General features: G+C 45.9%; 20 protein-coding genes and 1 pseudogene. 10 read left to right on the plus strand and 11 right to left on the minus strand.

Features of this window, described 5'->3' with window-relative positions; all coding sequences use genetic code 11:
- The first annotated feature begins 1 nt into the window (after position 1).
- Both V6N89_RS19520 and V6N89_RS19525 read left to right on the plus strand, forming a co-directional pair.
- Positions 2-1,954: an amylosucrase gene (locus tag V6N89_RS19520; protein WP_346993131.1), complete on the plus strand. Its 1,953-nt coding sequence runs from the start codon at positions 2-4 to the stop codon at positions 1,952-1,954.
- Between the two features lie 343 nt (positions 1,955-2,297).
- Positions 2,298-2,525, plus strand: coding sequence for a hypothetical protein (locus V6N89_RS19525; protein ID WP_338519059.1), 228 nt, complete (start codon positions 2,298-2,300; stop codon positions 2,523-2,525).
- 75 nt (positions 2,526-2,600) lie between these two features.
- Here the strand turns inward: V6N89_RS19525 and folE are convergent, their stop codons facing one another.
- Positions 2,601-3,284: a GTP cyclohydrolase I FolE gene (gene folE, locus V6N89_RS19530; RefSeq protein WP_338519060.1), complete on the minus strand. Its 684-nt coding sequence runs from the start codon at positions 3,282-3,284 to the stop codon at positions 2,601-2,603.
- Between the two features lie 160 nt (positions 3,285-3,444).
- On the opposite strand from folE, the gene folM reads away from it, so the two are divergent.
- The 3 genes from folM (at position 3,445) to V6N89_RS19545 (ending at position 6,216) form a co-directional block, all read left to right on the plus strand.
- Complete coding sequence (gene folM, locus V6N89_RS19535) at positions 3,445-4,152, plus strand: dihydromonapterin reductase (RefSeq protein WP_338519061.1); 708 nt, start codon at positions 3,445-3,447, stop codon at positions 4,150-4,152.
- A gap of 119 nt (positions 4,153-4,271) precedes the next feature.
- Positions 4,272-5,336, plus strand: coding sequence for an agmatine deiminase family protein (locus V6N89_RS19540; RefSeq protein WP_338519062.1), 1,065 nt, complete (start codon positions 4,272-4,274; stop codon positions 5,334-5,336).
- Entirely contained in the window at positions 5,323-6,216 is an 894-nt protein-coding gene (locus V6N89_RS19545; protein WP_226431993.1) for a carbon-nitrogen hydrolase, read from the plus strand. The genes V6N89_RS19540 and V6N89_RS19545 overlap by 14 nt, the downstream gene beginning before the upstream one ends.
- 135 nt (positions 6,217-6,351) lie before the next feature.
- On the opposite strand, the gene pdeM is transcribed toward V6N89_RS19545, so the two are convergent.
- The gene (pdeM, locus tag V6N89_RS19550) at positions 6,352-7,056 is read right to left on the minus strand and encodes a ligase-associated DNA damage response endonuclease PdeM (protein WP_338519064.1); all 705 of its coding nucleotides are present in this window, start codon (positions 7,054-7,056) and stop codon (positions 6,352-6,354) included.
- Positions 7,057-7,096: 40 nt separating this feature from the next.
- Positions 7,097-9,565 (minus strand): annotated as a pseudogene (locus tag V6N89_RS19555) (ligase-associated DNA damage response DEXH box helicase).
- A 144-nt stretch (positions 9,566-9,709) separates the two neighbouring features.
- On the opposite strand from V6N89_RS19555, the gene V6N89_RS19560 reads away from it, so the two are divergent.
- Positions 9,710-10,726, plus strand: a complete 1,017-nt coding sequence (locus tag V6N89_RS19560; RefSeq protein WP_338519065.1) for a ligase-associated DNA damage response exonuclease — start codon at positions 9,710-9,712, stop codon at positions 10,724-10,726.
- On the plus strand, positions 10,726-12,330 hold the full coding sequence (locus tag V6N89_RS19565) for a cisplatin damage response ATP-dependent DNA ligase (RefSeq protein ID WP_346993132.1): 1,605 nt from the start codon (positions 10,726-10,728) through the stop codon (positions 12,328-12,330). Before V6N89_RS19560 ends, V6N89_RS19565 begins: the two co-directional genes overlap by 1 nt.
- Positions 12,331-12,378: 48 nt before the next feature.
- Here the strand turns inward: V6N89_RS19565 and V6N89_RS19570 are convergent, their stop codons facing one another.
- Complete coding sequence (locus V6N89_RS19570; protein ID WP_338519066.1) at positions 12,379-13,365, minus strand: carbohydrate kinase family protein; 987 nt, start codon at positions 13,363-13,365, stop codon at positions 12,379-12,381.
- Positions 13,366-13,584: 219 nt separating this feature from the next.
- On the opposite strand from V6N89_RS19570, the gene V6N89_RS19575 reads away from it, so the two are divergent.
- A complete protein-coding gene (locus V6N89_RS19575) occupies positions 13,585-14,760 on the plus strand; it encodes an ROK family transcriptional regulator (protein WP_338519067.1) in 1,176 nt (391 codons plus the stop codon).
- A 22-nt stretch (positions 14,761-14,782) separates the two neighbouring features.
- Here the strand turns inward: V6N89_RS19575 and V6N89_RS19580 are convergent, their stop codons facing one another.
- Positions 14,783-15,511, minus strand: coding sequence for a hypothetical protein (locus tag V6N89_RS19580; protein WP_338519068.1), 729 nt, complete (start codon positions 15,509-15,511; stop codon positions 14,783-14,785).
- 175 nt (positions 15,512-15,686) lie between these two features.
- On the opposite strand from V6N89_RS19580, the gene V6N89_RS19585 reads away from it, so the two are divergent.
- A complete protein-coding gene (locus V6N89_RS19585; RefSeq protein WP_338519069.1) occupies positions 15,687-16,571 on the plus strand; it encodes a LysR family transcriptional regulator in 885 nt (294 codons plus the stop codon).
- An 88-nt stretch (positions 16,572-16,659) separates the two neighbouring features.
- Here the strand turns inward: V6N89_RS19585 and V6N89_RS19590 are convergent, their stop codons facing one another.
- The 6 genes from V6N89_RS19590 to ubiG form a co-directional block, all read right to left on the minus strand.
- Positions 16,660-18,636 carry an alpha/beta hydrolase family protein gene (locus V6N89_RS19590; protein ID WP_338519070.1) on the minus strand — a complete coding sequence of 659 codons (1,977 nt, stop codon included), beginning with the start codon at positions 18,634-18,636 and terminating at the stop codon, positions 16,660-16,662.
- Positions 18,637-18,773: 137 nt separating this feature from the next.
- On the minus strand, positions 18,774-19,433 hold the full coding sequence (locus tag V6N89_RS19595; RefSeq protein WP_338519071.1) for a glutathione S-transferase family protein: 660 nt from the start codon (positions 19,431-19,433) through the stop codon (positions 18,774-18,776).
- Complete coding sequence (locus V6N89_RS19600; protein WP_346993133.1) at positions 19,433-20,041, minus strand: glutathione S-transferase family protein; 609 nt, start codon at positions 20,039-20,041, stop codon at positions 19,433-19,435. The genes V6N89_RS19595 and V6N89_RS19600 overlap by 1 nt, the downstream gene beginning before the upstream one ends.
- Before the next feature lie 166 nt (positions 20,042-20,207).
- Positions 20,208-21,128 carry a lipase chaperone gene (locus tag V6N89_RS19605; protein ID WP_346993134.1) on the minus strand — a complete coding sequence of 307 codons (921 nt, stop codon included), beginning with the start codon at positions 21,126-21,128 and terminating at the stop codon, positions 20,208-20,210.
- Between the two features lie 29 nt (positions 21,129-21,157).
- Positions 21,158-22,096, minus strand: a complete 939-nt coding sequence (locus tag V6N89_RS19610; protein WP_338519073.1) for an esterase/lipase family protein — start codon at positions 22,094-22,096, stop codon at positions 21,158-21,160.
- A 256-nt stretch (positions 22,097-22,352) separates the two neighbouring features.
- Complete coding sequence (gene ubiG / locus V6N89_RS19615) at positions 22,353-23,105, minus strand: bifunctional 2-polyprenyl-6-hydroxyphenol methylase/3-demethylubiquinol 3-O-methyltransferase UbiG (protein WP_338519074.1); 753 nt, start codon at positions 23,103-23,105, stop codon at positions 22,353-22,355.
- Positions 23,106-23,337: 232 nt separating this feature from the next.
- On the opposite strand from ubiG, the gene V6N89_RS19620 reads away from it, so the two are divergent.
- Entirely contained in the window at positions 23,338-23,697 is a 360-nt protein-coding gene (locus tag V6N89_RS19620) for a DUF2237 family protein (protein WP_338519075.1), read from the plus strand.
- Positions 23,698-23,700 lie beyond the last annotated feature (3 nt).

Here is a 23,700-nt window from a genome sequence, read left to right on the forward strand (position 1 = left end):
TATGAATTATGCGGCTGATAGCCAATTGTGTTTAGACCGAATACTGGCATCTATTGATCTGTCTGGCTTGACGAAGAAGGATGCGTCTCTTTTTACACGTAGGCTACACGCTCATTTTCCGGCGCTTTTTGAAAAGTTTGTTCACGTTTACGGGCACCAGTACGATTGCTATTTCCATTTACAAAAACTTGTTGAAACGTTGAGAAATGGCGTCAAGGAACGCAAACCTACGCTTAAGAAGCTTGATGATGAGCGGCTTAAAAATCCGCTTTGGTATCGTCATCAAAGCCAGGTTGGTATGGCAGCCTATGTAGACTTGCTGGGCCCAACGCTTAGCGATCTTCATAAACGCATTCCTTATTTTAAAGCTCTCGGGGTTACCTATCTCCATCTCATGCCGCTTTACGATGCACCGGCTGGAGACAGCGATGGCGGCTACGCTGTTAGCGACTACCGTAAAGTAAACCCATCACTAGGTACTATGGCTGAACTTGAGAAACTCGCTAATGCGTTACAAAAGGAAGGCATTAACTTAGTACTCGATTTTGTATTCAATCACACATCCGACGAACACCGATGGGCCAAAGCGGCTTTACAGGGCGATAAGCAGTATCAAAACTATTATTATTTGTTTGACGACCGTACTATTCCCGATCAGTTTGAGCACACCCTGCGCGAGATTTTCCCGCAAGTAAGACGCGGTAGTTTTACCTATAACGACGCCATGGAAAAATGGGTATGGACGACATTTAACAGCTTTCAATGGGATTTAAACTACAGTAACCCTGAGGTGTTTAATGCGATTACTTCAGAAATGTTGTTTCTTGCGAACATTGGTTGCGCAGCATTGCGCTTAGATGCTTTGGCGTTTATTTGGAAGGAAATGGGCACCAATTGTGAAAATCAAGACAAAGCACATACACTAATTCAGGCCTTCAACACGTGTCTACAAATTGCAGCTCCCGCCGTCGTTTTTAAGTCAGAAGCCATTGTTCACCCCGATGAAGTTCTCAAGTACATCGAAAAAGACGAATGTCAGCTCTCATACAACCCATTATTGATGGCATTATTGTGGAATTCGCTTGCAACTAGAAAGACACGCCTTCTTACACGCTCTATGCAAAAGAGCTTTTCCATTTCAAGTGAATGTACGTGGGTTAATTATGTTAGGTGTCATGATGATATTGGATGGACATTTGATGATGCCGTAGCGCAGGAGCTTGGTATAAACCCCTATGATCATCGCTACTTTTTAAATCAATTTTATACCGGTCGCTTTGAAGGCAGCTTTGCTAACGGCGTTCCGTTTGCTGAAAACCCATCAAATGGCGACTGTCGAGTGTGTGGCTCGCTGGCTTCGCTTTGCGGTCTTGAAGGCGCGTTAAAGGAGCAAGATAAAGACGCGATAGATGATGCCGTAAAACGAATGCTCCTTTTGTACGGTATTACCTTTAGTATTGGCGGAATACCATTGCTTTACTCAAGTGACGAGATAGCAAAACTCAACGACTATAGCTATCGCAATCATGACGACAAAAAGCATGATGATCGCTGGGTTAATCGAATTGCCGTTACTGAGCATGACACAGCATTAGCACTCGCCTCATGTGAGGCGCCAACATTGCAAGAAGAAGCAAGCAAAGCAGTATTCGATGGTCTGCAAGCTATGCTTTCGATCCGCAAAGAAAACACGATATTTGGTGATGCAACGACAACCATTCTTGAAATTGATAATCTGCACTGTTTTGCGTTTTTGCGTGAGAATAGTCACGAGGAAAAGCTACTGGTGCTTTGCAATTTCAGTGACCACGAGCAAAAAATCGAGCCCCGTGTACTCGAGGCTATTAACTATCAATCGAGTATTGATTTACTGACGCAACATTCACTGTCTGGAAACGAGGCAACGCTGGTTCTCAAGCCGCTTCAGCAGATGTGGCTGCACCTTAATAAGTGAAACTGGCTATGCGCTAATGTTTTCGTAAAACTCTAGTTAGCATAGCCTTTACCTCTGGTTTCCAGCGCATTTACGCGCTACCTGACCATTGTTTTTCCATCGCTCTTGGGCGATGGAAAACTTAATCTCTATACCTACCAAACACTTATCATGTTTCTTTTGTCATGACCTGTTATATCGTATATCTCATCTATAATTAGGTTGAGAGTGTGGATATTGCTATGCGTATTGGACGTCATCGAATATCAAAGTAATGCGGGTCTTGTTTGTGTGCTTGATTGTCAGTGCGCAAAGCCCGGCGCGACGCCACACAACCAAAGGTAGCGTCATATGGATATGAGTCATGATAACGGAACGAGCTATGCAAGGTAACGATTCTTTAGAATATATGTGTCCGCACTGCGGCACGATTAACGACTTTAAATTAGTCGCGCTACGGGATATGTATCACGAGCATCAAGAGACATGTGCCTGCTGTAACAAAAAGCTGAGCCTTACCGCCGCCGATGGTATTGGAGGGCGCGTAAACTTAATAGTCGACGCTATAGAGCCTGATAACGTTATTAAATAACGTTCAAACACAAAAAAGCCGCTTTATTAAGCGGCTTTTCTATTGGTGCTATTACTGTAAAACCAATAACTCAGATTAGCGGAAAAACTCTCGCTTCAGGTCATTGTCAGTCAAGAATCGACCGCCAAGCGCTGATGTCTTAGTGTAAGAATTTGTATCTCTTATTCCACGAGCTTTCACACAATAATGTGTGGCATTTATGCTAACAGCAACATCCTGTGTATTAGCCAAGGTCTGGATAGCAATTAATACTTGCTGCGTTAGTCTCTCTTGCACTTGAGGGCGTTGTGCGAAGAAACCCACAAGACGATTTATCTTAGACAAGCCTATGACGGTATCATTCGGAATATACGATACGGTCGCAGTACCATCTATCGTCACAAAGTGATGTTCGCAGGTACTGGTTAGGCTTATGTCACTAACTTGTACAGGTTGGTCGATCTGCATTTTGTTTTCGATTGCCGTAATCTTTGGAAACTTTCGATAATCTAAACCACCAAAGATTTCATTAACGTACATTTTCGCAATACGGTTTGGCGTATCACATAAGCTGTCGTCTGTTAGGTCTAGGCCCAGTGTTTCCATAACGTCTCGCATTGCACTTTCAATGCGTTTACGCTTTTGTTCGTCCGACAAACCATTGTCCACCATAGGCGTTTCTAGACCCTTGGCTTCAAGTGCTTCTCGTACGCGCTGAGCAGGCTCTGAAATAGAGGGGTCGAGTGCATCACGCACAATTACCGCTTCTTTTGCTAACATTACTTTTTCCGTGGTTACTTCTTTTTTGATCTTCTACGTTAATCAGGTCGTTACAGATCCATAACAAGGCAACATAACTTTTATTTAATGTCGTTGTCACCGTGTGTGCTCATGGCACACAATCATCCAAACCGTTACCAATTTTTATAAGGAATTCACTTTGAATTCACCCGTTTTAATTACAGGTGCTAGTCAACGACTAGGACTCGCCATGGCAGAAAGCTTATTAGAAAAAGGCTTTCCAGTGGTAATCACTTATCGCTCGTACAAACCAACGATAGCTCAACTAGAAAATAAAGGTGCTACGGTTTTACAGGCGGATTTTAGCACTGAGGCGGCTATTGATCGAGCAATTGATGAGATTAAAGCAATCAGTAAAACCTATCGTGCCATTATTCACAACGCCTCAGATTGGGCACAAGAAAAGGACAGTGAAGACAAACATGCGTTAATAAACAGCATGATGATGGTCCATGCCGTTGCGCCCTATCGTATTAATTTAGCGCTTGAATCACATTTGATAAACGATGGGGGACAAGCCGATATCATTCATATGACTGATTATGTGCAAGAAACAGGTAGTGAAAAGCATATGGCTTATGCCGCTAGTAAAGCTGCGTTGCACAACCTTACGCTGTCTTTTGCTAAAAAGCTCGCACCTAGCGTGAAGGTCAATAGCATTGCGCCAGCACTTTTGATGTTCAATGAGGGAGATGACGACGCTTACAAACAAAAGGCGATAAAAAAGTCCTTACTTGAGACTGTTCCCGGCGCACAAGAAGCGGTAAAAGCCATGCACTACCTTATGCAAAGCGATTACATCACAGGGCAAACTCTTCACCTAAACGGTGGGCGGCACCTAAAGTAGTTCACTTCAATCAACGTATTTACGAATCGTCACCGCCAATTTATTTCATCGCCCCTCACCTTGGTCATAGGCCTTGGTGGGGCTATAATCTCGGCTTTATTGTTTAATTGGAATTTACTATGCAAGGCAATCGCACTATGGCGCCCGAATGGCATGATATTGATGCCGTTATGCTGGCGTGGCCACATGCGCAAACCGACTGGGCACCTTGGCTTGAAGAAGCAAGAAGCACTTATCTTAATGTCATTGCTGCGGTAAACCGTTTTAATGCGGGCGTTATCCTGCTTTGTGCTGCTGACGATGTGGATAGTCTCAAGAGTCAGTTGCCTGACGATGCTCGCGTACTTATCGTACCCGCCGTATTTAATGATACTTGGATGCGCGATTACGGCTTTATTACATGTAAAGATGCAGAGGGCATTGGTTATCCAGTGGAGTTTCGTTTTAATGGCTGGGGAAATAAATTCAATGCAAGCGAAGACAATTTAGCAAACCAGCGTTATCTAGCGTCTATGTGTAATGCGGCACTGCGCAGCAGCCCAATAGTTGCCGAAGGTGGTGCACTTGAAATTGATGAAGACGGTCATTTGCTTAGCACCGCACAGTGTTTGTTAAACCCTGAGCGCAATGGCGATATGTCGTTGAGTGCCTACGAAGACACCTTTAACGATATGCTGGGCTGTAGCAAGGTAACCGTTTTACAACACGGTCATCTTGAGGGCGATGATACTGACGGTCACATAGATACCCTTGTGCGTTTTACATCGAATAAAGGCTTGGTCATTCAAGCGAGTAACAACCGACCGCAAGACAGCCATTACGAGGGGCTTAAAGCATTGTGTGACGAATGCGCGCTAGAATTGCCAGAACATAAGCAGTTCCACCTGCCGCTGCCTTATATCGAAAACGAAGAGGGTGACAGGTTACCTGCGTCTTATGCCAACTACCTCATTTGTAACAAGGCAATTTTGTTACCCGTGTACGGGCAGCCAGAAGACGGTGAAGCAATAGCTGTGGTACAAAAAGCGTATCCTGAGCACATTGTTGAACCTATTGATTGCAGTGTACTCGTAAAGCAGTACGGCAGTTTGCATTGTATTTCTATGCAAGTACCTACACATACCTTGAAAGATTCGATTATTGCCACCTTAAAAAAAGGAGTGTCACTACATGCGCCCAACTAAGCTAAAAGTTGGTCTGGTACAGCAGGCCGTTGCTGATAACAACAAAGCAACGAACTGGAATAAAAGTGCCGAGCAAATAGCCAAGTTAGCCGCTGAAGGCTGTGAATGCATATTGCTTCAGGAGCTGCACAGCACCATGTACTTCTGTCAGCAAGAAGATACTGACGCTTTTGATTTGGCAGAGCCAATTCCAGGTCCGGCAACGGAATTTTTTGGCGAGCTTGCAGAGAAGCACAACATTGTATTAGTCACCTCTCTGTTTGAAAAACGTGGTTCTGGTCTGTATCACAATACCGCCGTTGTGTTCGACAGAAGTAAAGAGATTGCCGGTAAATACCGTAAAATGCATATTCCTGACGACCCTGGCTTTTATGAGAAGTTTTACTTTACCCCAGGCGATATGGGTTTCACTCCCATTGAAACCAGCGTTGGAAAACTTGGCGTATTGGTATGCTGGGACCAATGGTATCCAGAAGCTGCACGCCTTATGGCGATGGCAGGAGCTGACTTGCTGTTCTACCCAACGGCGATAGGCTGGGATCTAACCGACACTGATGACGAGCGCGCTCGTCAGCATGGCGCTTGGGAAACCATTCAACGCGCACACGCGGTGGCCAACTCAGTACCTGTTATCGTCGCTAACCGCACGGGCTTTGAAGCCTCTCCAGTCGAAGGCGACCCAGGTATCCAGTTCTGGGGGCAAAGTTTTATCGCGGGCCCGCAGGGTGAAATTTTGGCCAAAGCCGACGCTGATGGCGAAACCACGTTAGCTGTCGAGCTGGATATGGAGCGCACCGAAAAAGTAAAACGCATTTGGCCTTACTTCCGCGACCGCCGCATTGACGCCTACGACGATTTGACGAAGCGCTGGCGCGATTAATACACACTGGCGAAAGTAACAGCTAAAGAAAAAGCGGCATAAACCAAAAGGGTTGTGCCGCTTTTTTTATGCTTGGTTGACTGTTTGAAAGAATACTCAAGATAGCTTCACCTTAAAGTTCAGCACCTTTAAACGCTACACCTTAAAAAGAATGTCGTCATACATCATAAAAGTGTGCCGCGCTTTTTTAGGTAAAAGCGACAGCATAACGTCTTCATCAATATCAAGCCCTCCTGTAAACTGCCCAAACGCAGGCATAATAAATAGCCCGTCGTTATGGGTGAAACATTTACCGGTGAAACGACGCCGTGAAATAGCGGTGCGAGTCTTAGGGTGAAAGTGCCCTATTATTTGTGCTTTAACATCTGCTTGCTGAGGCTCATGACGAAACACAGCATCACCCAGCAGCACTTCAAAACAAGGCGTTCCGGGTATGCCATCGGGTAAATCGGGGTCGTGATTTCCTTCCACCCAAAACCATTCTTCTACGCGACTTACCAAATCACACAGGTAAATCCGGTCTTCTTCTATCATGCGTGACATACTGTGTTTGTCATGAAAGCTATCGCCTAAGCTAATGACTCGACGAGGGTTGTAGTCGCGTATTATCTTGTCTAATCGCAGTAACGTGGCCCTTGAATCTAGATTAGGTAACGGGTTTGCATAGCTACTTAGGTAGCTGCCTTTCTCCAAGTGTAAATCAGACACTATTAGCCAATCACAGGCTGGTAAATAGGCAACGCCACGGGCATCGAGGATCCACAGATAATCAGCAAATTTTGTAATGCTGAGCTGCCGCTGACTTAACTGCTGTGTCAGCCATGTGTCACTGATAGCCAAAATAACCCTTCTACTTCATTAATTAACGTCAACTCGCTATTTACTCACGCTCGGCAGTGGAAAGCAGCGCGCGCACTTCATCAAGCATACTTTCTGCTTCGGCATACAAATTAGCTTGCTCGATAATGGCTTGTGCCCCTGCGCCTTTCACTTGTTCACTGCGCACATCAAGCACAATGGGGATCGCCATGGGCGACGGTTTTTCTAAGTTCACAAGCACCGCACTATCCACATAGCGAATAAGTAGGTTAGCCAAGCGCGTTAAGTCTAATAACTCGCGCTCGGCATCCGCCCGCGCAACCTTTAACAGTATATGGTCTGCGTCGTGTTCGCGCAGCGTATCGTATATTAAATCGGTAGAAAACGTGACCTGCTTCATGGTCTTTTGACTAGCGTGATAACGCTGCTCGGTCAAGCCACTTACCACCGCCACTTGTCGAAACGAGCGCTTGAGCATAGGCGCTTGCAGCATCCAGTCTTCTAACTCATCACCCAAGATATCAGGTTGAAACAGCTGCTGAAGCTGCCCCTTAGAGAGTGTATTTACTGACGCTATCGAGAGCCCGTAATCTGTCACACTGAAACTTAACGGTTTAATGCCCATTTTTTCCATGCGCCGCGTTAGCAGCATGCCAAGTGTCTGATTGGCCTTTCTACCGTCAAATGTATAGTAAAGGGTGTAGTAAGCTTGTCTAAAAGGGAACTGTTCAACCAATACATTGCCAGTTTGAGGTAGCTCAGAAAAGGCAGCTTGAAGGTTTAGCCACTCTTGCACCTGCCCTGGTAGAGCCTTCCACGCTGTCGGCGTTGCCAAAATGGCGCGTACACCGTCCGCTAAATACGTCGATAGGGGCATTTGCCCACCCGCATAACTGGGAATTTTAGGCTCTTTAGCTTTAGCGGGTTTTGCGTGAAGCTGCATATCGCGAATGGCCTCAAATTTGAGCACCTCTCAAGCGAAATAGAAGGTATCGCCAGGCGTTAGCTGCTGTGCAAAATACTCTTCTACTTCGCCAATAATTTTGCCTTGGTTACCCCGACGGATACGCTTCACCTTAAGCCGTCCGGCTTCGACGATGGTACCGATGTTTTGCCGATGGCGCTGAATAACACGGCGATTGGTAGGTGAATAGGTGCCGTCTTCGTTTTGACTCAGGCGCTGGTAACGCTCATAGGCATTTAGGGCACTACCGCCGTCTTGGGTAAACTGCCATAGCTTATCGAAATCATCCCTGTCTAACCCCTGATACTGCGTTGCCGAAAGTATCTGCGCATAAAGAGTATCTGGTGTATCAGGGTTGCTGCACAAACAATTTAAAATAAACTGAGGAACAATATCGAGTGCGCCCGGTTGCGGCGATTCGCCATCTAGCTCTCCTTTTTCAATCGCCGCAATGGCCGCCTGACATTCCAACGCTTCAAACCTATTGGTAAGCACTAGCAGTGCTTCACTGGGTTCGTCCAAACGGTGATTGGCGCGCCCAATACGCTGCAGTAAACGGCTGACACCTTTTGGTGCCCCCACTTGGATAACCTTGTCCACGTCCCCCCAATCGATGCCCAGTTCAAGGGCAGACGTACACACTACAGCGCGCAATAGCCCGCTTGCCATCATAGCTTCCGTTTTACGACGCTGCTCTTTACTCAAACTACCGTGATACAAGGCTATCGGGAGCGCCGCTTTGTTTGCCTCCCATAACATTTGAAACAGAAGTTCTGACTGCGCACGGGTGTTCACAAAAACAAGGGTAGTTTGGGCGTTTTCAATGGCGTGATAGATATCATCAATGGCGTAGCGCGCCATAAAGCCACCAAAAGGCATACGCGCTTTCGAGTGGAGCATCTCCACATTAGGCTTTTCGCCTACTTTTACTTTAACAATGTGTGACTGGCTGTCAGTTCCAGCCAACCACGCCCCCAAGGTTTCAGGAAAGGCTACCGTAGCTGACAAGCCTATACGTTTAAGCTGTGGTGACAGCACGTTAAGCCGCGCTAACGCAAGCGATAAGAAGTCCCCTCGCTTATTGGCCATTAAGCTGTGGGTTTCATCAATAATTACACGCTGCAATTTACCGAACAGCTTATCGGCGTCAGCATAGCTAAGCATCAGCATGAGCGACTCAGGCGTGGTTAACAGGATATGAGGCGGCTTTTTTCTCTGGCGCTGGCGCTTATGCGATGGGGTATCGCCAGTGCGCGTCTCTGCGGTAATACTTAGCGCCATCTCCTCAATAGGTTGCAAAAGGTTGCGATGAATATCTTGGGTCAGGGCCTTAAGCGGGGAAATATAGAGCGTATGCAACCCTTTAAATTCTGCCTGTTTAGTGTGTTCATAAAGCTCCACCAAGCTTGGAAGAAACCCCGACAGGGTTTTGCCTGCGCCCGTTGGCGCAATCAGTAGTGTGCTTTTGTGTTGATCCTTATCTACCAACATGCGCTTTTGATAGTCGCGAAGCTGCCAGCCTTTTTGCTTGAACCAGTCAGTAAATACTGAAGGCAGTGATGTCATTTCTTGCTCGTTGTGGTTTTCTTTCGTTATACGCAGGCTGCACTGAACGGTTTAGTTGTATGAAAAGTGACAAGAGATTGCGCCTTCTTACTGATTTTACGTATATATCGGTAGGTTTGTGTTCAAAATAGGTATTTAAACAGCGTGCATCCTGAAACATGGCTAAAAACAGACGACATTGGCCTTTATTGCGAACCAGGTGACTTTTATATCGACCCTATGAAAGAGGTCGCCACAGCACTTATCACTCATGGTCATGCAGACCATGCACGTGCAGGGCACCATAGCGTCTACGCCAGCACAGAGACGCTAGCTATTATGCGTAGCCGCTATGGCGAGGACATGGCTAGTGAGCAACATGCCGTTACCCTAGCCGAGCCGCTTTATTTTAATGATGTTTCAGTCACGTACTATCCTGCAGGTCACATTTTGGGCTCTTGCCAGTTACTGATTGAATATGCTGGCTACCGCGTTGTGGTATCAGGCGATTACAAACGTCGGCCTGACCCCACCTGCCCGCCGTTTCAAGTCGTTCCATGTGATGTACTTATCACCGAGGCAACCTTTGGTTTACCCGTTTTTACGCACCCGCCCATAGAAAATGAAATCGACAAACTGCTGCATTCATTACGAGTATTTCCACAGCGATGCCATTTGGTGGGAGCTTACGCGCTAGGTAAGTGCCAGCGCCTCATAATTGCGCTGCGCCGAGCAGGATATCAAAAGCCCATTTATCTGCATGGTGCACAGGTAAAGCTTTGCGAACTCTATCGCCAATTCGATATTGACTTGGGTAATTTAATTCCCGTGTCAGACGTTGCAGACAAAGCTACGCTGGCAGGCGAAATAGTGATAGCACCGCCATCAGCACTGGCAGACCGCTGGTCTCGAAGTTTACCCAATGTTCGCACGGTGATGGCCTCAGGTTGGATGCAAATTCGCGCTCGCGCTAAACAGCGCAATGCCGAGCTTCCACTTATTATTTCCGATCATTGCGATTGGCCTGAACTACTTCAAACCATTAAAGAGGTTAACCCCAAAGAAGTATGGGTAACCCATGGAAGAGAAGATGCGCTGATGTATCAAGCCCAAAAGATGGGCTACAAAGCGCGTGCATTGTCACTTGTTGGGTATGATGAAGCTGAGCAAGGAGGTGATTAATGGAAGCTTTCAGTCACTTACTTGAGCAGCTTTACTACACCGCAGGCATGAAAGCCAAAGCGCAGCTTATTGCTGACTACATAGCCAATACACCCGACCCCGACAGAGGATGGGCTATTGCAGCCATGGCGGGGACTCTGCGATTTGATTTTTTCAAACGCAACACAGTTAAGAAACTGATAACCGAGCGTACCGACCCTGCCCTATTTGCCATGAGTTATGATTACGTTGGTGAAGTGAGTGAGACTGTGGCGCACCTTTGGCCTGACAATGAGCCAGTTTCCCCGCTGCCTTCACTAGGAAGCATTGTTGAGACCTTTGCCAGTATCAGCAAGCAACGCGTTTCAGAGACCTTGGCTGACTACCTGACGATGATGACTCCCTCGCAGCGCTGGGCGTTACTAAAGCTTGGGACGCGGGGGCTCCGCATTGGCGTGTCAGCACGCTCCATCAAGCACATTCTTGCTGACTACGGCAATAAAGACATTAAGGATATTGAGACCTTATGGCATGCGGTCTCGCCGCCCTATAACGAACTGCTGCAATGGCTTGAAGGAAAGGCGAGTAAGCCAAACATTGACGATGTGGTGACCTTTCACCCCGTCATGTTGTCACACCCCATTGAAGAAAAAGATATCGATACCTTTGCGCCAAATACCTGGCAAATTGAAAACAAATACGACGGTATTCGAGTGCAGTTAAGCCTAAATACACAGAAAACAGAACCAGAAAAAGCACTATATTCACGCACGGGCGATGACATTAGCCATTCATTTCCAGATTTACTCTGTGATATGTCAGGTCACATGGTGCTAGACGGTGAGTTGCTGGTGATCCACAACCAAGCTACAGACAATGCACTTCCTGATGTTGATACCTTCAACGCACTTCAGCAGCGACTTAACAAAAAGAAACCCAGTAAAGCGCTAATGCAATCGTCACCCGCAGGCCTTATTGTGTATGACGCACTTATGCTTGAAGGTAAATCGATAACACAAATGCCTTTGAAGGCCCGCAGAGAAAAACTCGCCAACTATCTAGGCGCCAACCCTCATCCGCAGTTGTTTTTGTCTGATGTACTACATGCAGATTCACCACAGGATTTAAGAGCACTTCACAGCAGTGTTTGTGAAAACCGTGCTGTCGAAGGGTTAATGATTAAACGCTTAGACAGTGTGTATGTGCCGGGGCGGCCTAAAGGGCAGTGGTTTAAATGGAAGCGCGACCCATTGCAGGTAGATGCCGTCATGATGTACGCCCAACGCGGCCACGGTAAGCGTTCCAGTTTTTACTCAGACTACACCTTTGGCGCATGGGAAGGCGAACAGCTATTGCCCATAGGCAAAGCCTATTCAGGGTTTACCGACGAAGAGCTAAAAAAGTTAGACAACTGGGTAAGGCGACATGCTGTTGGCCGTTTTGGCCCGGTAAGGGAAGTGGAAAAAGCCTTGGTGCTAGAAGTCGCCTTTGATGCTGTGCATCCGTCTAACCGACATAAATCGGGCGTGGCCCTTCGCTTTCCGCGTATCCACCGCATTCGCTGGGATAAACCTACAAACGAGGCAGACACACTGGATACGGTAAAAAGCTTGATTGAAAGTTAACGGTTAAAACTGTGGCCTTTTTACTCTATGCACACATTGAATTTGTCGCTAGGCAATATCGTCGTGCGTGGGAAGTGCACTGAAGGCCCCAAACTGGGTAACCGTGTAGGCACCGCAGCGAATAGCAAACGCAGTGGCCTCATTAACCTGTTCTGCGCGTTCAACCCATTGGTCAAACTCAACCGTGTTGCCAACACAAGTGGTGATGTAATACAAGAAACCGCCAATGAAGGAATCACCTGCTGCCGTTGTGTCTTTTACATCAGCTTTTGGCGATGCAAGCGTGCCTTTAAATGTGGCAGAGTAATAGTGAATGGGCTCGCCACCATCGGTAACCAGAACCAGCTTTACGCCACTTTTTAACCACTGCTGAACTTTGATCTCTGCGTTGTCTTCGCCATAAAGTGCAGCAAGCTCTTCTCGGCTTGCTTTGATAATGGTCGCCTTTTTGGCCGCTTCATCAATACGCGCAGGTGCCTTTGTAGTGTCGTCCCAAAATGCGGAGCGATAGTTAATATCCAAACACACCAACATATTATTCTGTTTGGCTTTATCTAACATGTATTGGGTACTTGGCAGCAGCTCTGGGGTAGAAATAGAACCCGAGCAAAAATGCAAAACGCTGTTGTCGTCGCATGGAATTAACGACAGATCATCTTCTGAAATGTGCTTGTGCGCCGCATTATCGACGTAAAAATCAAATGAACGCTCGCCATCGTCGTCTAAATTAACGAATGCTAATGCCGTTTTGCCCGCGTCAGTAGTCCACACAAAATCGGTATTCACTTGGTAATGCGCTAGCATTGTTTTGAGAAAGTCGCCGAAGGTGTCGTTGCCCACTTTAGACACCATTGCACTTTGCCCGCCTAGCTTTGCGACCGCCACGGCGACATTGGCAGGCGCACCACCCGCGTAAGGTTGAAAGGGAAGCATGGCAGGTGTGCTATTGTCTTTTGGCGCAGCACCCTGGCTTAACATATCAATTAGCACTTCACCTAAACATAAAATTTTCATACCCACCTCGACACTTTTCATAATTCACTACTCGGGACGATTCGAACGTTTCTGCACTTCTAACGGCCACAGGCTTAGCAGACTTTCGCTGTAGTATTAATCATCACCCCAGCTAAATCAACCTAATTGATTTAATTATTTTATACTCATGCTTACACCACCAAGTAACGATTATTCTGTGATAACCTTAGCGTAACTTTCTTTGCATATCTTTTGCCAACACTCTGGTGCATATTAATAGTGAATACACCTATAGACTTAACTGACAAACGTGCACCTGAACTGTTAGATAATCGTTCTTCAAACGAACGCGAGGTACTCTCGCTTATACGTCAACACGGTGCACTCCCTAAAGCGACCATCTCAAAAATGACTGGCCTGTCAGCCCAATCTGCAACGGTAATTATTAAAAAACTGGAGGCTGACAATCTGGTAAAACGGCTTCCCGCTGAGAAAGGTGCCGTTGGGCAACCTAAAATACCCTTTGCACTTAATGAAAGTGGCGCATTCGGCGTAGGTTTGAAGATAGGTCGTCGTAGTTATGATATGACGTTAATTGATTTTACTGGGCAAATTGTAAATTCCATTCATGAAACCGTGCACTACCCATCAGTTGGTTCATTGTTAGCCTTCGCTCAACGTGCCCATCGTAAACTAATTGGCGACTCGCCTGATGGTTCAGTAAAGCGGGTATTGGGAATGGGTGTTGCTATGCCTTTTTCCCTTTGGGAATGGGCCGAGGAAGCCCGAGCACCTGACGAAGAGCTACAACAGTGGAAGCAATTCGATATTCAACAGCGCCTTGGTGACCTTTTGTCACTCCCTGTATTTTTAAGAAACGACGCGACAGCAGCCTGTAGCGCAGAACTCTCGTTTGGCAATTCCCTTCACTGGCAGCACTTTCTCTACATATTTGTAGGTGCGTTTGTAGGCGGGGGGATAGTACTCAACGGCCGTTTAATAAGTGGGAAAGGTGGAAATGCTGGCGCCATTGGGTCTATGTTACTGCACGACACAGACGACTCGCGTCAATTGATTACTCAATCTTCCTTATACTTACTTGAAAGTGCACTTAACAAAAATGGGGAGAAAGGAAAACAGCTTTTTGAAAACACAGAGCGGTGGCAGGTAAATGAAGATGTACTAACAACGTGGCTTAAAACTGCCGCTCGAGGCCTTGCCTATGCATCGCATAGCGCTATGAGCTTGCTGGATTTGGAAGGAGTCATTATTGATGGTGCGATGCCAGAGGCTGTTAAGCTGCAACTTGTGAGTGAAACGCAATCACAGCTTAATAAACTGGATGACAGAGGTGTGTCTGAGATACACGTTAGTGCAGGTGAAATAGGGGCGAAAGCACAGTCCATAGGCAGCGCTAACCTACCTCTTTTAGCAAACTACGCAAGACACCTTTAACGTCAACTCACGACGTAGAGGATTACAAGGCAAAATCGGCTGTTTCAAAGTATATCGTGCGACTTTCATAGCACTGTTCAAAGGCACTACGCAGCTGCTTTACGCTCGGCGTTCGACTAGCGATTGAAGGAAGACGCGGTAATTCAGGGCATTTTTCTCCTAAAACAATAGCATCGAAAGAAGGCCTGTTTTGGATTCGGTATATGTACAGCGCCTTGTCGCTACCAGACAGTGCGAACCTTTCCCAATTTGACTCTGCTTTAGCTCGTGATGGGAAGTCCTTTTTCGTACTCGCCACGGACAGCGCGACTTGCCGCTTGTAAACCTGCTTCACAAAATGAAATTCAGTGTTTTCTTTCCATACTTCACCCTCGCGTTCAAAATGCCCCTTAAACACCGTTGCATTAATAGCAAACGCTTCGCCTTCTACAAGACGATTCAAGTCAAAAGGCATGGGGAGTAAAGTCAATTTAGCGCGACCATCATTTAGCGTGGCACTTTCTTTTTCAATGAGAAATGTCACTATTTCCGCTTTAAGACTGCTCGTTACTTCATACACAATTTGATAGTCATGAGGTGCACGGTAAAGTGGTAGATGGCTGGCATATAAATCTTGCCCGTCAGTAAACAACACCATACCGTGCGATCCCATTCTCTGATGCACATGATGCTCTTGTGGGGCGGCTTGAACCAACACCACGGTTGCAAATTGAAAAAACGAAAAAACTGTAGCTAGTATTAAGAACCGCATTTTTATCCACTTCTAAAAATAAGTGCAGTCACGCTAACGTTTAGATAAAAGCCAAACCACGCTTTGAGCTTTTGATTAGCAACCTGCATCGACTTCGACGACCTAAGTATGGCATTGTTTCTATCAACCAATTAGCGATAAAATTTAAACAATCATTTCCCAACCGGAATCAAATATGGATATAGACGATCTAAAAAAGTTTCTTGTTGTTGCCAAAGAAAGTAACTTGCAAAGTGCATCTCGTGAGCTTCATGTTACCGCAGGTGCACTGTCAAAAGTCGTCAAGCGCCTAGAAACTAAACTCGGCACACCTTTATTTGATCGAATAGGGCGCAGTATCGTGCTGAATCAGCGTGGATTAAAGTTTCGTCAATATGCACTGCACTTAGTCAACGAAGCAGAACAAGTGATTAGTGAATTTAATGGTCAAAACCAAACCACCACAGTGAGGCTGTGTGGCCCCTCTATTTTACTTCAACATCATCTCAGCGATATTGCAAAGACCGTCTTAGGTCAACCTTACGAGTTCACGATAGAAGCTTGTTGGGAAGGACAGGCGTTACAAAGGCTCACAGCTGGGCATGCCCATATAGCGTTAGTGACCAAGGCTGGACTTAATGATAACGACCAGAAAAATGATTTAAACCATATCAGCTTGGGTACAACGGGATATCAACTTGTTGCAAGTGCCTCTCACTCAATTTTCAATGAGTTTCCCAGCGAGACTGTGCCAAGAGAAGCATTACAAACATACGGGTTTGCATGCCCAAGCGTGTCGCCGTTTTGCGGGATACGTCGTGGCGTTGGCTCTGATGGGTGGCGTGACGACAAAATTCAGCGACGAATTGAATATCGCTGCGACGATTTCAGTGTGCTACTTTCATTGGTCAACGAAGGGCTAGCACTGGCCTATGTTCCGGATTTTGTAGCTGTCAGCCATGGCTTTGAAAGTATTGCAATTGAGGGATGGGAGCAAACAAATGAAGAAGAGAGTGTCTTAGTGTACAAACCCAGCCTCGCGCATGGCTGGCTAAATACGTTTGCAGCACATTGGCAGTAAAGTGCTATAAAAAAGGCGCTTTCTGTCGCTACTGCATGGCTTTGCATGTTGCGACATTGAGCGCCCTTCTCTCTAGTGTGGGTGTAGACTAGCGGAGATTCTCATCAAGAAAATCTAATAACCCTTGGTACAGCTCCTGACGATCACCCTCATCAAATACGCCGTGCCCTGCCTGAGAATACTGAAGGTACTCTGGAGCATTTCCTGCCTCTTCCAACTTTTTTGCTAGTGCTTCTGAGTTAATTTCAGGCACTCGTCGGTCTTTAGAGCCATGAACGAGCATCACTTTCGCCTTAATTTCCTTTGCGTGATTAATAGGTGAATATTCAGAAAGCTCCTGCTGGTCAGTTCCAAGCACGCGTTTTAGGTAGGCTTCACCACCCCAGTTTGTCGGAATGTCACTCTCTGAGTACATGTAGTTCAGGTCATACACACCAACATAGCCGATAGTACATTTGTACAAATCTGGTTCACGAACTACTGACATGAGTGCTGCGTATCCGCCATAGCTTGCTCCATACGCACACACGTTATCGCCATCAACATAACCTTGCTCAATAACCCATTTCACTGAGTCATTGATATCTTTAATCATTGCGCCGCCCCACTCTCGGTAACCTAAGCGTTCAAAGCGCTTACCGTAGCCATCGCTGCCTCTGAAGTTGACACGCAGTACTGCATAACCTCTATTAGCAATGAGCTGAGTTTCAGCATCGTAACGCCAAAAGTCTCGAGTGCCTGATTGATGAGGTCCGCCGTGAATAACCACAACAAGCGGTGGTTTTTCATCACCTTTTTTAACTGTAGGCAGGGTCAGGTAACCGTGAACAGTTTCACCATCTTCTGTTGGAATCGCCACAGGCTGCATAGCCGCAAGAAAACGCGGGTCTATCCACGAACTGTTCGCCCAGATAAAGTTGGCCCCCATGGTTTCGCTATCGAAAAGATAGTATTCACCTGGGTTTATATCACTAGAAACATGCACAAGCAGCGTCTTCCAGTCTTTTGTCGCACTAGCAATATCCACAGTTTGCCCTGCAAACGCCTGCACTAACATTTTGTGGATTTTTGCAATCTTGGCGCTACCAGACGCATAAACAAACTCAGATTTACCTGGGTAAGTGATACCAACAGCAGGCATACCGTTACTATCTAGAATAAAATCTTCAATATCAGTGGCGTGGTCAGCAAATACACGAGCATATTCTCCGGTCTCGAGGTTCAGTGTCCACAGGGTGTGGATACCCTCTTCACCAAATCGACCTGAAAGGTATATAGACTTGTTGTCTTCGCTCAGACCTATTGGATAAAGGCCGCCTCTCATTTCAAACGCTTCGTTTAACGGCTTCCACTCAGCGTCGTTGTTAGGGCGATAAGCAGCGTGCCCGTACCCGTTCTCGTCACGCCAAGTCATAAAGTTAACCTGACCTTTCTTAGTTGCTAAAGCGCGGCTGTGACCGTGAGGTAAAACATCCAGTTTACGCTTTTTACCGCTGTATATGTTTAAGCGGCTGATAATAGGAGCTCTGTCGCGTGAGTCATAGTACAGCGAGCCCTCTTTCGTCCACGGATACTCAGCAATGAGGATATGGTCTTCATCGTCTTCTAGGTAGCTGAGTATTTCTTGGCTTGCAAGGGTATTGTCTTTATTGGATAAACGGGAACCTGCTTTGGCATCGCTTGCGCGAAAGCCGTAAAGCATCTCTCTTTTCGAGCCATCTACGTTCATAGCAAAAAGCTCGCCCGTTGGTACTGGGCTATCAAAATTGCTTTGCTTTTCAGCATATTCAAACACAAGACGTTCGTTGTTCACCCAGTTTACCGTGTGAATAATGTCTTTGTTTTCAGGCTTTATACCGCCCACAATTTGCATGTCAGCTGCATTTAGCACAGCTAAAAACACGCGACTGTCATAGCGCACGCGAGCAGCAATATATTTGCCGTTAGGAGACAGTTTCAAATCTAGATAGTCGCCGTGCTTTATGAAGTATTCTAGGGGGAGTTGCTGAGACGCAAAAGATGCTGCGCTCACAACTAGTAGTAGTGAGAGTAAAATCCCTTTCATTGTTAACCTTTGTTTTTTTGGATGTGTCTTCTTTATGTGTTCGCGGTCAGTGTATTACAAAGTGCACACCGAAAAAAGAATGGTGTGCAGCAAGTGTCTTAAGCCATTAGTTTTTAAAAACTTTTTAATTCTTAGGTTTAACGCGTTACGACATTTTTCGCGCCTTTTATAAGTGCCTCTTTATCTATTTTGTTGGGCACTTCAACACCTCTGCGCGCAGCAGGGCGCGCCTCTATGCTATTTTTCCAACGAATAAGATTGTCTAAGCCGTCAATGCTAGCGCCAGACCATTCGTATGTCCGTACCCAGCACCAGTTAGCCATATCTGCAATTGAGTAGTCGTCAACCAAATATTCTCTGTGCGCCAAGTGACCATCAAGTACCGTGAATAAACGACGGACTTCATTTTGATAGCGGTCAATGGCGATAGGAATTTTTTCTTCAAGATAGCGATAGAACACGTTGGCTTGACCCATCATTGGGCCTATGCCGCCCATCTGAAACATAAGCCATTGTGTGACTTGGCTTCTACCTACTGCCGTATTCGGGATAAACAGACCGGTTTTTTCCGCCAGATAGAGCATAATGGCACCCGACTCAAAAACGGTGTGCCCGCCTGCCTCGCGGTCGACAATAACTGGTATTCTGCCATTGGGGTTCATAGCTAAAAACTCTGGTGTTTTCTGCTCGCCTTTCATCAAATTAACGCTGTGAACGTTATAATCTAAGCCCATCTCTTCGAGGGCGACAGATGCTTTCCAGCCATTAGGCGTTGCTGCGGTATATAAATCTATCATTAGGCTTTTGCACTCGCTCTGTTACTTACTGATTCATACCAGCGCATTAGGTTAGGCTGCTCTTCTTTTATTCTGATATCGACAACCCTCGCAAAATCGATAGCGCACAGAGCAGTAATGTCGGCAATACTAAAGGCATCGCCTGCAACAAACGGTTTAACCGCGAGCCTTCGCTCTAATATATTGAGATATTTAGATGCATTGATGCCTGCTTCTTTACCGTATTCTGGCACAGGTACCATGCGGTCTTTGAAATAGCCGGTTGTATGTTGAAAGCACATACCAACTTGAAGCATAAAGGCAAACTCCACCTGACGTTGCCACATAGAAATTGTGGCTTTCTCGATTGGTGATGTACCCATCAATGAAGGGGCAGGCTGTAGTGCTTCGAAATAAGTACAAATCGCATCAGTTTCAGCAATACAAGTACCATCGTCGAGTTCTAGTATGGGGATTTTTCCTAAAGGATTTTTAGCGCGCATTTCTGCACTTAAATTTTCTCCTTTTTGAATATCGATTTGTACGTATTCAACATCAATACCTTTTTCCGCCAGAAACATTCTTACTCTGCGCGGATTGGGTGCTGTTTTCGTCTCGTATATTTTCATACTTTTTACTCACTTGGTGTGCGTTGTATCGCGTGCGCTTTCTTTTTGAGCGTATTAACCTAGAGTAGACAGTGAGTTGCTTGCATACAAATCACTCTCTATAGCAGTAAAACTATTCAGCACTTTTATGGTTATACCTGTGTGAACGGAGCAATGGTAAGACCTATTAGGATGTGGGTGGTTGCGTTAACACTCGAAGGCGTTTTATCTCATTACTATTGAAGTGTGACGTTTCATACTGGCGAAGCGCCTGCGCTACTTCTTCATCAGACATTCGCCCGTCTGCAAGCGATTTGCGGTATGCCTTGTACTTATCGACGCGTTGCCCCCATGCTTTCTGGCCCTCCCAGGTTTTTAAAAAGCGTTCTGCAACCTCATGACCAAACTCTGCAGCAATAGCGTTATAGCGCGTGTTTGAATCTACATAATCGTGTTTTATCTGCTGAATTTTATGCATATCTAATGTCCCGCGAAATGCACGCTTCTCTGATTGTGAGCCATTGTTGATCTGCTCCATGATTAGCGCTTTCCGTTGCGCTTCATCTAATGTTTTCTCTTGCGCGATTTTCAAGCGCTGTAATGCGGCATTGTCAGTCTCGGCGTCTTGACTGAAGAGGAAGTGATATTCCCTATCATTAAAAAAACGCCTTCTTAGCAATTCGCGTTCATCTAGCCTGAACGCAACGTCACTAAGGCTTTGCATAGACAAATCTACTTCAATATCTTCTGAAGATAACGCTACCTTGTAATTGACATAGCGCGAGAATAAATCAATGGCGAATACCGCCGACTCTGGTGTGTAGGTCTTCGATGCATAACGTTGAAACGCGTCTATCACTTCGATTGCTAATAGTTGCCCAAGGTCTGCATGTTGTTGCTGTTCGAATATGAATTGGTCAAAGCTATCCTTAACAGCAAAACTCAGTACGAACGCAAGACGATCTTTGCCTTTGCCTTCGTTATTGAGATTAACAATAAGCGCGACATCCATGGTACTAGCGTATTCCTCTAGCTGTTTGTCACCAGTAATTTTAGCGTCATCATCGCGCTGCTGGAATGCAAGTGTCCCAACTAGGAGGGCTGCCAACCCTCCTATACATATGAAAAAAGCTTTCATTATAGGCCGAGGTTCTTCAACCTATTTGCTTGTCTAACAAACACATCGACGGGATTGGTTTCAAACCAATGGGTAATGCCGAAGCTTTGGTTCACTTCATCTAAATGGTTCATTTTATAGTTGTCTTTTAAGACTTTCCCTAAGTGTGAACTACACGAAGACACTAGGCCGTCGTTGGGTTCATTAAATGCCGTGCCCGTAATCGCAATAAAAGGATCAGCAATATCCAATGCATTAGTAAAGGTTCTCGCGCCACTCCAAGAGAAGTAATACACTCCGTTGTCGTCAAGCATTTTGCCGTCGTTTCGGCAGTACGCTGACGGCATCCCTTCTGGGTATTTCTGATTGAAAGCGATACTCCCCGCGGTTGAAAGAGAATTCATTGCTGCGATCGAGTCTGTCGGCGTGCTGCGCGGATCTGAACCCGAGGCAATCTCTATGATATTCGCAAACGCATCAACCACCACACTCGCGGCTCCCTCTTGAAATGAGTCTTCTGCAATGGCATTGCGCAGTTCATCGGCAACTTTGCTCCCCCAATTCACTCCTGCAACCGAAGAGACTGAAGCAACCTTATTAGGCGCAACACTTGCAGCATAGCGCGCAGTCGGACCTCCGTGACTATGCCCGATAAGATTTACTTTTTGCGCGCCTGACAAAGCAAGCACTTCGTCAATGTATGCCAATAATTGCTCACCGCGAACTTCGGATGAATTGGCGGGTGAAACTTGTGCGATATAGACTTCAGCACCATTACGGCTAAGTTTATGTGGCACTTTGTAGAAGTAGTCGACAAAAAGTACATCATCAAATCCAAATAGCCCATGTACTAAAACGATTGGGTATTTGGTTTTCGCATAAGTGCTGGCGTGGGCTTGACTAGCAAGAGCTGCAGCGACTATTACTGCAGATACAACGAGTTTCTTTAGTAGTTTCATTGTGTGTCCCATAATTATAATGTCCATTAGCTGGTGGTCTGTGGTCAGACCTTTGTTATATTTATGTAAACACAATGTAAAGATCAAGTCTTGGAAGACTATGTCATCAACAAAGGGTGGGCACTTCTGCAGTTATGCTTGTCTTACCCTCTCTTAATTACTTTTTAAATCAGTTTGTTAGCCCAAACCTTTGGGCTTTTGCCTTTCACTATTTCCATTATAGATAGGCTACATAGACGCCATTGATGTAAACGCATTACCTTCGGTGAGCATAGGTTTGTATGTAGTTTACCGCGAGACTAGGTGTTGTAAGCCATTCGCCCTTAAATGGGTTAAGCTTCATACCAGTTTGAAAAGTAAGATTAAATTCATTGCCTACCCAAGAGTTAAGCTCATTGGGTTTAACAAACTTGCTCCACGCATGTGTGCCTACGGGCAAGTAGCGCATTACGTATTCGGCACCGATAATCGCAATGACAAAACTTTTTATAGTGCGATTTAACGTCGCCAAAACCAATAACCCACCCGGTTTGACCATACTCGCGCATTCTTGGATAAGTTGTTTTTGATCGGGTACGTGTTCAACCACTTCCGCATTAATAACGACATCAAACTGTGTACCTTCTTTTACGACTTCGCTCGATAGCATATGCCGATACTGTACATCTACATTGCTTTGAGCCGCATGGCGTTTTGCCACCTCAACGCTTATCGCACTGGCATCTATCCCGGTAACATTAGCGCCTAATTTCGCTAATGGCTCACTGATAAGGCCGCCACCACTGCCAATATCAATAATCGACAGAAAATGGTAGCCCTGTGACGAATGCTCAAGATTAAAGTGTGCATCAATCTGAGCTTTGATCACATCTAACCTTGCCCTATTAAATTCCAATGCCGTTTTATACTGACCATTAGTGTCCCACCAGCTTTCTGCAAGTGCGTCAAACCGTGCTATTTCATCGCTAGAGAAGTTAGACTCGCCAGTTTTTTTGCTTTTATCTAGCATGTATTGCTGTCCTCATGCACTCATCAAAATCGTTGCTTTTAACGTCCTAATTTTCTTAGAACGCCCGCTATTGTCATCCAAATTCGTTGATTACCGTAAATAGGTGAAGCGCCGATTGCCCTCACAGCATTAAATCAGTATCGAGAGATAAAAATTTAATATCTTTACGGGATTAACGCGCTTCATTTAACTCGCTATGATAGTTATTACGTTACTTGAGAGGTATTTGATTTTGGCAAATGCAAAAAATGTCTATGGTCGTCCTTTGCAACTTTGTTGTGGAAACACGGGTTTTACTCGCGAGGGCTTTTGCTACGTGCCAGATGCTGATGTAGGAAACCACAGCGTATGCGCTGTTGTTACCGACGAGTTTCTTCAGTTTTCCTTGCGTCAGGGTAATGACCTTATAACCCCATGGCCTAGCATGGAGTTTCCAGGGCTGCTAGATGGCGATAGGTGGTGTTTGTGTGCTGCACGGTGGTTACAAGCCTACCAGGCTGGCGTTGCTCCTAAAGTGCGTCTTGAAGCGACTCATGAGAAGGCACTTGATATTATCCCTCTTGCACTGCTTGAAGAGTATGCAGCCGACTAAATA

Origin of the sequence: Alteromonas gracilis (genome assembly GCF_036870955.2) — a bacterium.
Classification (GTDB): domain Bacteria; phylum Pseudomonadota; class Gammaproteobacteria; order Enterobacterales; family Alteromonadaceae; genus Alteromonas; species Alteromonas gracilis_A.